At 66.6% G+C, this 10,388-nt stretch carries 14 protein-coding genes; 10 read left to right on the top strand and 4 right to left on the bottom strand.

Annotated elements, in window-relative coordinates; translation table 11 throughout:
- Window positions 1–54: 54 nt before the first annotated feature.
- Window positions 55–684, bottom strand: a complete 630-nt coding sequence (locus MP11Mi_RS06850; protein ID WP_420041542.1) for a class I SAM-dependent methyltransferase — start codon at window positions 682–684, stop codon at window positions 55–57.
- Window positions 685–806: 122 nt separating this feature from the next.
- Here MP11Mi_RS06850 and MP11Mi_RS06845 point away from each other — a divergent pair, with 122 nt between their 5' ends.
- Complete coding sequence (locus MP11Mi_RS06845; protein ID WP_420041541.1) at window positions 807–1,601, top strand: LLM class F420-dependent oxidoreductase; 795 nt, start codon at window positions 807–809, stop codon at window positions 1,599–1,601.
- 20 nt (window positions 1,602–1,621) lie between these two features.
- Here MP11Mi_RS06845 and MP11Mi_RS06840 read toward each other — a convergent pair whose 3' ends face one another.
- Window positions 1,622–2,089, bottom strand: a complete 468-nt coding sequence (locus MP11Mi_RS06840) for a hypothetical protein (RefSeq protein WP_420041540.1) — start codon at window positions 2,087–2,089, stop codon at window positions 1,622–1,624.
- The gene (locus MP11Mi_RS06835; RefSeq protein WP_420041539.1) at window positions 2,086–2,724 is read right to left on the bottom strand and encodes an RNA polymerase sigma factor; all 639 of its coding nucleotides are present in this window, start codon (window positions 2,722–2,724) and stop codon (window positions 2,086–2,088) included. Before MP11Mi_RS06835 ends, MP11Mi_RS06840 begins: the two co-directional genes overlap by 4 nt.
- Before the next feature lie 116 nt (window positions 2,725–2,840).
- On the opposite strand from MP11Mi_RS06835, the gene MP11Mi_RS06830 reads away from it, so the two are divergent.
- From MP11Mi_RS06830 to MP11Mi_RS06805, 6 genes are read left to right on the top strand one after another with little or no spacing between them, the layout of a single operon-like run.
- A complete protein-coding gene (locus MP11Mi_RS06830; RefSeq protein ID WP_420041538.1) occupies window positions 2,841–3,359 on the top strand; it encodes an Asp23/Gls24 family envelope stress response protein in 519 nt (172 codons plus the stop codon).
- Window positions 3,359–3,664 (top strand): Asp23/Gls24 family envelope stress response protein, encoded by a 306-nt coding sequence (locus tag MP11Mi_RS06825; RefSeq protein ID WP_420041537.1) that lies wholly within the window; start codon window positions 3,359–3,361, stop codon window positions 3,662–3,664. Before MP11Mi_RS06830 ends, MP11Mi_RS06825 begins: the two co-directional genes overlap by 1 nt.
- Window positions 3,664–3,843 (top strand): DUF2273 domain-containing protein, encoded by a 180-nt coding sequence (locus tag MP11Mi_RS06820; RefSeq protein ID WP_420041536.1) that lies wholly within the window; start codon window positions 3,664–3,666, stop codon window positions 3,841–3,843. Before MP11Mi_RS06825 ends, MP11Mi_RS06820 begins: the two co-directional genes overlap by 1 nt.
- On the top strand, window positions 3,836–4,345 hold the full coding sequence (locus MP11Mi_RS06815) for an Asp23/Gls24 family envelope stress response protein (RefSeq protein ID WP_420041535.1): 510 nt from the start codon (window positions 3,836–3,838) through the stop codon (window positions 4,343–4,345). The genes MP11Mi_RS06820 and MP11Mi_RS06815 overlap by 8 nt, the downstream gene beginning before the upstream one ends.
- Window positions 4,329–4,913 carry a DUF6286 domain-containing protein gene (locus MP11Mi_RS06810; protein WP_420041534.1) on the top strand — a complete coding sequence of 195 codons (585 nt, stop codon included), beginning with the start codon at window positions 4,329–4,331 and terminating at the stop codon, window positions 4,911–4,913. Before MP11Mi_RS06815 ends, MP11Mi_RS06810 begins: the two co-directional genes overlap by 17 nt.
- Window positions 4,910–5,467, top strand: coding sequence for an Asp23/Gls24 family envelope stress response protein (locus tag MP11Mi_RS06805; protein WP_420041533.1), 558 nt, complete (start codon window positions 4,910–4,912; stop codon window positions 5,465–5,467). The genes MP11Mi_RS06810 and MP11Mi_RS06805 overlap by 4 nt, the downstream gene beginning before the upstream one ends.
- Window position 5,468: 1 nt before the next feature.
- Here MP11Mi_RS06805 and MP11Mi_RS06800 read toward each other — a convergent pair whose 3' ends face one another.
- Window positions 5,469–6,881 carry a phytoene desaturase family protein gene (locus tag MP11Mi_RS06800; RefSeq protein ID WP_420041532.1) on the bottom strand — a complete coding sequence of 471 codons (1,413 nt, stop codon included), beginning with the start codon at window positions 6,879–6,881 and terminating at the stop codon, window positions 5,469–5,471.
- A gap of 58 nt (window positions 6,882–6,939) precedes the next feature.
- Here MP11Mi_RS06800 and MP11Mi_RS06795 point away from each other — a divergent pair, with 58 nt between their 5' ends.
- The 3 genes from MP11Mi_RS06795 to MP11Mi_RS06785 all read left to right on the top strand — a co-directional run bounded on the left by MP11Mi_RS06795 (window position 6,940) and on the right by MP11Mi_RS06785 (window position 10,380).
- Window positions 6,940–8,610 carry a TPM domain-containing protein gene (locus MP11Mi_RS06795; RefSeq protein ID WP_420041531.1) on the top strand — a complete coding sequence of 557 codons (1,671 nt, stop codon included), beginning with the start codon at window positions 6,940–6,942 and terminating at the stop codon, window positions 8,608–8,610.
- Window positions 8,611–8,704: 94 nt separating this feature from the next.
- Window positions 8,705–9,142, top strand: coding sequence for a MarR family winged helix-turn-helix transcriptional regulator (locus tag MP11Mi_RS06790; RefSeq protein ID WP_420041530.1), 438 nt, complete (start codon window positions 8,705–8,707; stop codon window positions 9,140–9,142).
- Window positions 9,142–10,380 carry an MFS transporter gene (locus tag MP11Mi_RS06785; protein ID WP_420041529.1) on the top strand — a complete coding sequence of 413 codons (1,239 nt, stop codon included), beginning with the start codon at window positions 9,142–9,144 and terminating at the stop codon, window positions 10,378–10,380. Before MP11Mi_RS06790 ends, MP11Mi_RS06785 begins: the two co-directional genes overlap by 1 nt.
- The last annotated feature ends 8 nt before the right edge of the window (window positions 10,381–10,388 follow it).

Here is a 10,388-nt window from a genome sequence, read left to right as displayed (position 1 = left end):
CGGTGTCGGCGAGACACCGGACGCGTCCATCGACGCGGTGCCAGCAGTCCACCGTCACCGAATGCGGCGAACCCGCAGCACTTCGTCGTCGATGTGCACGCCGTTGCCCGCGGGCACGCCACGCGGCCGCACTTCGTTCACTTCGACCTCCCAGTCGTCACCGAGACGGTCAGATATGTCGGATGGGAAGAAGTAGTCAGACGGGTCGAAACCGTGCTCCTTCATCCCTTGTGCCGCGTGCACGACGAGCAGGAACCGCCCGCCGGGCTCAACCGCGTCGACAAGAGCGTCGAGGAGCCGTTCCTGCGTGCGGGCGATGTGGAAGTAGATGGCCGATACCAACCCGAACGGCGCATTCGGAAGGGGCTCCTCTGCCACGTCGAGCCGATGCCACGCAATCGCGCCTGCGTGATCTGCGGCGCGCGCCCGATCGATGGCGACCTGCGAGATGTCGACGGCGGTCACCTTCCACCCTTCGTCCGCTAGCCACCGCGCGTCGGCGCCCTCGCCGCTGCCGATGTCCAGCGCAGTACCCGGTACAAGCGATGCGATCTCCGCGACGAGGGCCGGATTCACATTCGTCGTCCAGAGGCGGTCGGACGTCGAGTACAGTTCGTCCCACTCCTGGGCGGTCTCCGGATGGCGACCCTTGTTTCCGGGTCCGTGCTCATGCTGTTCAGTCATGACGTCAACCATGCCAGCGCCATGCCGATATGTCATTAGCTATTGCCGAATCGGCAAAGAAGGTCGGGGGCTGGAACCTCGCGGATGCACGAAGAGTCTTGGGAGCGTACAGAATGGAGGCCATGACCTCACGCGTGCGCATCGGCGTCCAGATCCAGCCCCAACACTCCCCCGACTACGCCCTCATCCGAGACGCGGTCCGCCGAGCCGAGGATATCGGCGTCGACATCGCCTTCAACTGGGACCACTTCTATCCGCTGCACGGCGAACCCGACGGCGCACACTTCGAATGTTGGACAATGCTCGGCGCGTGGGCCGAACAGACCGAGCGCATCGAGTTCGGGCCGCTCGTCACGTGCAACAGTTACCGCAATCCAGACCTCCTCGCCGACATGGCGCGCACCGTCGACCACATCTCGGGCGGCCGGGTCATCCTCGGCGTCGGGAGCGGCTGGTTCGAGCGCGACTACACCGAGTACGGCTACGACTTCGGGACCGCCGGGTCGCGACTCGACGCTCTCGGGGAGGCACTTCCCCGCATCGAAACCCGTTTCAGCAAACTGAATCCGGCACCGACTCGCAAAATCCCGCTCCTCATCGGCGGCGGAGGCGAACGCAAAACACTCCGCCACGTCGCCGCCCACGCCGACATCTGGCATTCGTTCGTCGATGTCGAGACCTACCGGCGAAAGTCCGCAATTCTCGCCGAGCACTGCGCTGCCGTCGGCCGCGACGCGTCCAGCATCGAACGGTCCGCCGAACTCAAGGGCCGCACCAACACCGACGACCTTCTCCGATTTGCCGACGACATCACCGCGGAGGGCGTCTCCCTCCTGACGTACGCGGTCAACGGACCCGACTACGACCTGTCGACGGTGAAGCGGCTGATCGAATGGCGGGACGCCCGCGAAGGCTGAACACGTGGGCGGGGACGCAGTTAACCGAGCCACTCCCGCGTATAGAGGTCCTGCCACCGAACCGAGATGTTCGTCCGTGCGGTCGCGCTGGCTTGGACGCCGATCGTCGAGACCAGAACATCCTCGACCAGGTCGCGAACCCTCTCCGACCTCGCGACGAGATCGTCCGCGTACCGCGCGATCAGGCCGATTCGAATGCCGTCCACGGCGTCTTCGGCGCCATCAATTGACGCGAAGACCACCAGCCGCCCGAGTGCTCGCCGGATTTGCACAGCGATCAGCTGTTTGACGATGCGGTCGCTCACCCACACTTCACGCGCGTCTGCGGCGAGCGGACGCGCGGGCCGCCTCATCCGGCTGACGCCGGCCGAGATCGACGAGATAAGTCGTTCCACGTCGCTGTCGGGTTCACGGTCGTCGCGGATCGCATCCACCAACCACCCATCGACGGGCTCATCGGTCGCTCCGTCATAGCGGATGTCGTTCATGATCGACCTCCTTTCCCGTTCGCAGCCGATCCGCTGTCGTCGGCCTTCACACCGGGCCGCCACGGTGCGAGTCGACTGCTCAGGAACTTCCGGCTTCGTTGGAGATGCCCGCGCACCGATCCTGTACTGACGCGCAAGACCTCGGAGATCTCGACGAGCGTCAACCCTTCGACTTCCTTGAGCCACCACGCAGCCCGGGACGTGTAGGGCAAGTTTCCCAGTTCGACACGAAGTGCGTCCATCAATGCCGAATGTTCGGCGGTATCGGCTGGCAGCGGCCCGTGCGCGACGAGTTCGTCGAACCGCTCGCGGTCCGTCGGAAGGTCGCGTCGCCGACGGTAGTGATCGACAGTCTTCCGGTGCGCGACGGCAAACATCCACGTGCGGAAAGAGCTTCGGAACGCGAAGTCGGGCAACGCCTTCCACGTGTCGAGAAGCGTCTCCTGGGCGAGGTCCTCGGCCGTCTGCGGCTCATTGACCATGCGCCGCATATAACGCAACAGTATCGGAGACATACGCCTGACCAGCACCTCGAACGCTTCGGCGTCGCCAACCGCAGCAGCGCCGGCGAGCTCGTCGTCGCCCAGGCTTTCCAGATCTAAGCTATCGTTGTGATCGACATCACTCGCATTCATCCGTGCAACTTCCCCGCGTCGATACGACTGACTCTACACACGGATCGCGTGATCCGGCTTCGGCCGGACGAGGGGTCGCGATCGGTGTGCCATCCAAATCAGACTAAGGAGTTCGGGTGTCCGACAAAAACGCCACTACAGCAACAGCAGAGAAGACTGCAGAGTCGGCCTCCGAGAAGGTCACTGCGCCGTCGACCAAGGCGGCCGAGGCCGCGGCCGGGCGAGAGATCGCACGGCGCGACACCGCGGGTGACCGCGGACGTACATCCATCGCCGACATCGTCGTCGCGAAGATCGCAGGCATCGCGGCCCGCGAGATCGACGGCGTCCACGACGTCGGCGGCACCACCGAACGCGTCGTCGGCAAGGTCCGCGAAGTTCTTCCGGGCACGTCAGTCAGCGCCACGCAGGGCATCAACGTCGAAGTCGGTGAACGCCAGGCCGCCGTCGACGTCTCCATCGTCGCCGACTACGGCGTCGCGATCCACCAGCTCGCGGCCGCGATCCGCCGCAATGTGATCACTGCGATCGAGCAGATGACCGGACTCGAGGTCACTGAGGTCAACGTGACCGTCCACGACGTGAGCTTCGGCGACGAGGACGACCAGTCCGACGGCTCGCGGAGGGTCGAGTGATGGCTCCCCTGAGCGAGGACGTCGACGGCTCTGCCGCCGAGCAAATCGCTGACGCGGTTCTCGCGTTGCCAGGGGTCGTCGACCTGCACAGCGGGCTGTTCGGCGAGGTAGCCACCTACCTGCCCGGTCGCCGGGTCACGGGAGTCGCCGTCGGCGACGAGGACGGGGAGGTCCACATCATCGTCGACCTGGCCTACGACCTGCAGGAAGTCGCCGCTTCTGTCCGCGACACCGCTGAGTCAATCACCGGTCTGCCGTTCGCGGTGATCGTCGAAGACATCGAGCAGGTCCGGAGGGCAGGCTGATGAACAAGGCCGTCATTGGAATGCTCGCAGGGCTACTGCTCGCACTCGCTGCCCTCGTCGGCGGATTCTGGGGGCTGGTGCTCGCACTGGTCTTCGGCCTCATCGGTCTGGTCATCGGTCTACAGCTCGACGGCACCCTCGATCTGGGCGCTGTCATTCGGAGCAGAGGCCGTGGCTGAAGAGACTCTCGCCGGGGACCGCGTCGTGGAGGGCGGCGCGGCCCCGGCGAGTACCCGCACGACAGGAACGCTCGTCATCGCCGATCGGGTGGTCCGGAGAATCGCCGAGCGTGCGGCGCTCAACGTGGACGGCGTCGTCCATCAGCAGGGCACCGTCGGTGCGGTCCTCGGATCGTCGACAACCGATCTGTTCGGGATCAGCACCGACCTTCCGCACGCCACAGTCGACGCCGCCGGGTCCGCCCGACGATTGTCGATCGTCGTCGCGTTGGAGTGGCCGTGCGCGGTCACCCGTGTCTGTCGAGAGGTCCGCGCGTCGATCTCCGAGGACCTCGAACAGCTAACCGGTGATCGCCCCGTCCGGGTCGATATCACCGTGCGACAACTGGTTCCACGTGGTGAAGTGACCCGCCGAAAGCAGGGATACATCGATCTACCCAGCGTCACGCAAGCGCAGGAGCGCGCGAGAGCATCGGAGGACATCGATGACATCGACAACTGAAGCCGGCGACCGCTCCGGCACCGACGACACCTCGAGCCGCAATGTGTTCGCGCCGTCGGGCTTGCCGGGAGCCGCTATTCTGGGCGCCTTGGTCGGCATCGCAATGCTCGTCCTGTGCGGTGTCGCGGTGCGCGACCTCGTCGTGAAAGCGGGATGGACGGGAGGGGATCCATGGCTCGCGTCAGCCGCCCACTGGTCGAGTGAAAGCCAGTGGACGAGCTGGATGTGGGCCCCCGCGATCGCCTGCTGCGTAGTCGGAGTCGCACTGGTCGTGGCGTCGTTGAAACCACGTCGACCGACTCATCTCCGACTCACCGACCACGACGTCCTGTGGACTCGTCGCGTCGACCTAGCCCGTCGATGCAGCGCCGCCGCGGAGTCGGTCACCGGCGTCGACCACGCTACGACGGTGGTCACCCGACGTAAGGCGACGTGCACAGTGACCGCACGCGACTCGGCCGATCGAGACCGCGTACGCGAAGTGGTGGAGTCGGTAGCCGGCGACGCCGAATCGCAACCTCGCGCCGTCGTCCGCTTCTCCCACCGTCACGGAGGTGGTCGCCGATGAACCGCCTACCTGCCGCGGCACACCGTGTGACGATCGGACTCATCGGTCTGCTTCTGCTGGTCGTTGGCGTTGCCGCGATCACGTGGAATCTCGATGTGCAGCCCGTCGTCGACTGGCTTAAGCGCATCGATACCAGCGCCGTCGGTCGCTTCGCCGACAGCGGATGGTGGACGCTCATCCTCGTCGCGATCGTGCTACTCACCCTGATGTGGGGCGTACCGCTCATCATCTCCGCGGTCCGGCCCGTATCGACTGACGACATCGAACTCGACGGCTCGGACGAGACCGGAGCGATGTCGATCGCGCCGAAGCTGATCGCGTCTGCTGTCGCCGACGAACTGTCCGGGGATCCGATGTTCACCTCGGTCTCCGCCCGGGCCGTCAACGACCGGGCCCGCAGCATCATCCGCGTGGAGGTGACGGCAAGCCCGGACCGCACGTACCCCGAGATCGCGCAGAAGGTCGCGGTCGCGACCGATCAGATCCGGGATGCCGTCGACGGCTCCGACGTTCACGTGCAGGCCTTCGTCCATCTAGAACGTCGCAAGCGCTGAATCATTCGCACGCCAGCAAAGCTCGGGCGGCGCGGTAGCCGGACATTCCGTGCACTCCGCCGCCCGGCGCTGTCGCCGACGAGCACAGGTAGACGCCGGGGATCCCGGTCACCTGCGGCGTCGGCGACAGCACTGGCCGTGCCAGCAGTTGAGTCAGGCTCGCGGCACCGCAGTTGATGTCGCCGCCGACGTAGTTCGCGTTGTGCCGTTCGAGGTCGGCAGCCGTGCTCACCCGCACGTCCTTGATCGTGTCGCGGAATCCCGGTGCTCGCCTGCTGATCTCAGCGATGATCCGGTCGGAGACGTCGACCTCGCAGCCGGCGGGGACGTGACAATACGCCCAGGCCAGGTGCGTTCGCGACGGTGCTCGGGATGGGTCGATCCTCGTCGGCTCGCCGCCGAGCACCCACGGCCGCTCGGTGATACGGCCTGCGGCGACGTCGCTCTCTGTTCGGCTGATCTGAGCGATGTCGTCGGCTAAGTGGAAGGTCGCCGTCCGCGCCATGAGGTCGGGTCGTTGCGACCACGGAATCGGGTCGGACAGGACGAAGTCGACCTTGCACGCTCCGCTGCCGTAGGCGAATCGGCGGAGGGCGCGAGCGTAGCCTCGCGGCAGGCGGTCGGCGAACAGTCGCATGAGCACCTCGGGCGACGTGTCGAAAAGCAGATCGCACCCGGTCGGAAGTTGTCCACGGTCGGTGACCTCGCAGCCGGTCTCGATCTGTCCGCCGTTGGCGACGATCACCGAGACGAGGGCATCGGCGACCGACTGAGAGCCGCCCTCGGCGACCGGCCAGCCGGTGTCGGCGAGCATCCCGAGAAGCAGTCCCGCAGCCGACGACCCCGCAGCGGACAATGGTCGTCCCGCGTGCGCGGCGATGCCCGCGAACATCGACGCGCCACGCCTGGTCGCGAACCCGCGCACCAGCACGTCCACTGGCAGGACGGCCGCCGCGCCAAACACTGCCGTCCGCAGCAGGCATCGCCTCGGCGCTGCCGGCATAGAGAGGATCTGCGCGGCGACACCCACCGGGTCCGGCACCTGGACCAGGCGCCGCCACCGGTTGGCATCGACACCGAGTTCCATTGCGGCGCTGGCGGATCCGCGGTGGATTCCAACGGTATCGAGCGCTCCCACGTGGGCGAGCGATACCTCAGGCGTCAGCCAGGTCAGACCGTGCTCGCTCAGACACAGGTCCGTGAACGCGGGTGAGACGAGGCCGGTCGGGTGGACGACCGAACACGTATCGGTGCGAATGCCCGCGCCGAAGAACTCGTCGGTACGTGTGCCTCCGCCGATCGTGTCGGCTGCCTCCAAGACGAGGACTCGCCGACCCGCGCGGGCCAACGTGGCCGCCGCAGTCAACCCGTTGGGGCCGGATCCGACGATCACTGCATCGAACGCGTCACGCACTCTTCACTCCTCTCACAGGTACGCCTCCCCGGTCGTACCCAAACGATAGATTGGACCCATGTCGTCTGCTCCTGCCCGGCGAGTGTCGGCTCTCCTGTCGACGCTCGTCGCCCTGCTCCTCGGTTCAGCACTTCTCGCGGCACCCGCGCACGCTGAGGCACCGTTCCGGCTTCCCACCCAGGTGGTCGATCCAGCGGGTGCCCTGACCCCCGATCAGAGCGATCGCGTCTGGCGGGCCGTGTACGCCGTCGACGGCTCGCATGACATTCAGTACTGGGTCGTGTACGTGAAGAACTTCGGCGGCCTCCAACCCGCAGACTGGGTCGCGAAGACCGTCTCCCAGAGCGACTTCGGCGCTCACGACGTGGTTCTAGCGGTCGCCACCGATACCCGCGACTACAGTCTGCAGGCCCCGGTCGAGGTGAAAGGCCTGACCGACGATGAACTCCACGGCATCATCAACGACGAGCTCGCACCCGCCGTCGCACAGGGCCGATTCGCCGACGCCGCGGTGACTGTCGGAGAAGGTCTCGAAGACGTCGGAGGCGAACCAGAGACATCGCGGACGTGGTGGATCGTCACCGTGGCCGTGATCGTCGTAATCGCCTTCGCGGCGGCAATCCTGTTCGTGCTGCTCCGCAGGCGCCGGGCCGCCGCCGAGCGGCCTGACGCGTTCACCGCCGACGAACTCAGTCAGCGTCCGATCAGCGAACTCGACCCCTGGTCGCGTGAGGTGTTGACGGCCACCGAGCGGGCGATCAGAAGCAGCGCCGACGAGGCAGCCCACGCGCGCAACGAGCTCGGCGCGGCAGCCGAGCCGTTCACCGTCGCCGTCGCCGACGCGCGCGCGGCAATCGCCGCGTCGCACATGCTGCGCCAACGACTCGACGAGCGGCAGGTCACCGATGCCGACCAGCAGCGCCGACTGCTGGTCGAGATCATCACAACGTGCTCGAACGCCGACGCCATGCTCGACGGCCGGGGCTCAGCGTTCGACCGGCTGCGCGACCTCGGCGCAGCCGCCGACCAGCGGCTCGACTCCCTCTCGACCGCAATCTACGACGCGACCGAGCGGATTCCCGGTATTGACGCCCGGCTCACCGAGCTCTCGTCGACCCCTGACGAGGTGGCGGGAAACATCCTGCTCGCAAGCGACTTGCTCGCGTTCGCCCGCGAATGCATCGACCAGGGACGTGAGGCCGCAACCGCCGGTCAGCGAGGCTCGGTGATCGGAGCCATCCGCTCGGCGGAGGGTGGACTAGACCAGGCAACGAGGCTGCTCGACGCCGCAGGCAATGCCGACGACACTCCCCGGTCGACTGACCTTCCGGATGTCATCGACCTGGTCCGGGCAGCGTCCACCTACGTGCAGACCCGGCGCGGCGTCGTCGGTTCGGCCGCGTTCACCCGACTGTCCGAGGCGCGGCGTCTCGCCGACACGGCGGCCGACCTCGCCGACACCGACCCGGACGCGTCCCAGGGGACGGCGGCGCGAGCAGCCGATCTGGCCGGTCAGGCGTTGGACGCTGCCGTCGCCGACGTTGCGGACTGGTCGAGCGGCCAGTCCGGCACACCGAGCGACCTCTCCCCGGTACTCGCGGGCGTTCTCGTCGACAGCGTCCTCAATGGATCGATGCACGACGGCGGTTACAGCCACAACGGCCGCAGCCCGGCGTCGTTCGGCGGCTCGTCAAGTGCCGGGCGCATCGGAGTCGGCGAGCGCGTCTGAGCGTCGCCCCACGCGCCGTTGTCCGCATGGGTGTCGCGCGTGTCATAGTCGACGCGGTTTTATTTAGGCTTACAAAGTATTAGACTCCCTAAGTGTGACTGAGAATATTCCTGCAGATCTCGCGAGCGAGCTGCGCCATTCGGTGACCCGCCTATACCTGGCGCTGCGACGGAACAGCCCGATCACCGAGCTCAGCGCAGCCCAAGCGTCCGCCCTCGCAACACTTTCCGACTACGGCCCAATGCGGATGGGCGCATTCGCCGATCGCGAAGGCGTCCGGATGCCGACGGCTACCAACCTCGTCGACGTCTTGGCCCGGGACGGGCTGGTGACGCGCGATCCCGATCCGGACGACCGGCGTGCCGTGGTCATCGCGCTCACCGACGTCGGCCGCACCACCCTCGACGAGGTCCGCATGCGTCGCGACGACGTTCTGACGGCCGCACTCGAACAACTGTCCGGCGAACAACTGGCCGCGCTCGCGGCCGCCGCTCCGGCCCTGCGGGACCTACGCGCACGATTGGAGAAGTAATGGCACACGAGAATCACTCCCTGACTGAAGCCTTCAAAGGCCAGCCGCGCACCGTCTGGGTGACTGCTTTCGCCGCGGTCATCGCGTTCATGGGTATCGGCCTGGTGGACCCGATCCTCAACTCGATCGCCGAAGCACTGCACGCACCACACCAGAAATTGACGCTCCTGTTCGGCGTCTACATGGGTGTCCAAGTGATCGCGATGCTCTTGACCGGCTGGGCCGCATACCGTTTCGGCCCGAAACGGACGCTAAGCGCGGGCCTGTTGTGCATCGTGGTCGCGGCGGGAGTCTCGTCGTTCGCGAGCAGTATCGACCAGCTGATCGCTTTGCGCGTCATCTGGGGTCTGGGCAACGCCCTGTTCATCGCGACGGCGCTGGCATTCATCGTCGGACAAGCGCGCGGCAGCCAACACGGCGCGATCCTGCTGTACGAGGCCGCGCTCGGCGCAGGTCTGGCAGTCGGACCGCTACTCGGCGCGGTCCTCGGTGAATGGAGCTGGCGTGCACCGTTCGCCGGCACCGCGATCCTGATGCTGATCGGCGCGATTGGTTGCGCGATCATGCTGCCCGCCGACGGCCCGGCGAGCGAACGTCAACCAGTGAGTCTGCTGGACCCGATCAAGGCGCTCAAGAACAAGACCCTCCTAGTGAACTCGATCGGCGCCGCCTTCTACACCGGCGCGCTCTTCACAGTGATCGCGTGGGCACCGCTGGCCATGGGCCTGCGACCGATCTATGCGGGCATGATCTTCTTCGGGTGGGGTCTGTTGACCGCACTGGCCGGTGTGTTTCTGGCACCCGGAATCGCGCGGGCAGTCGGCGACCGGGTCGGGGTCGTCGGAGCGATCAGCGGGTACGCCGTGGTCATGGCGCTCGCCGCGATCGGCGTCCTCACTGACCAGGTGTGGCTGATCGGTGCGGCCGTCGTTGTCTCCGGCATCCCGTCCGGCATCTTGAACACGCTGTTCACCGGGGTCGCGATGTCCGCAACCGACTCGTCGACTCCCCGGTCGGTTGCCTCGGCCGGCTACAGCTTCCTGCGCTGGATGGGCGCCGCGGTCTCGGCCATCCTCGTCGCCTACCTCGCCGAGTGGTTCGGCGGCGCGGCTCCGTTCTGGTTCGCGGCAGGCTACTGCGCGTTGGCCGTGCTGGCCATCGTTGCGTCCAACGCCGTCGGCCGGAACAAGCACACCGTCGACGACGACGCGGTACTGATCGGCGCAGAAGAGTTCTGAGCCGACCA

It is taken from the genome of Gordonia abscondita (genome assembly GCF_032711245.1).
Lineage (GTDB): Bacteria > Actinomycetota > Actinomycetes > Mycobacteriales > Mycobacteriaceae > Gordonia.
Note: the sequence above shows the minus strand (reverse complement) of the source record. Positions and strands in the feature narration are given on the sequence as shown.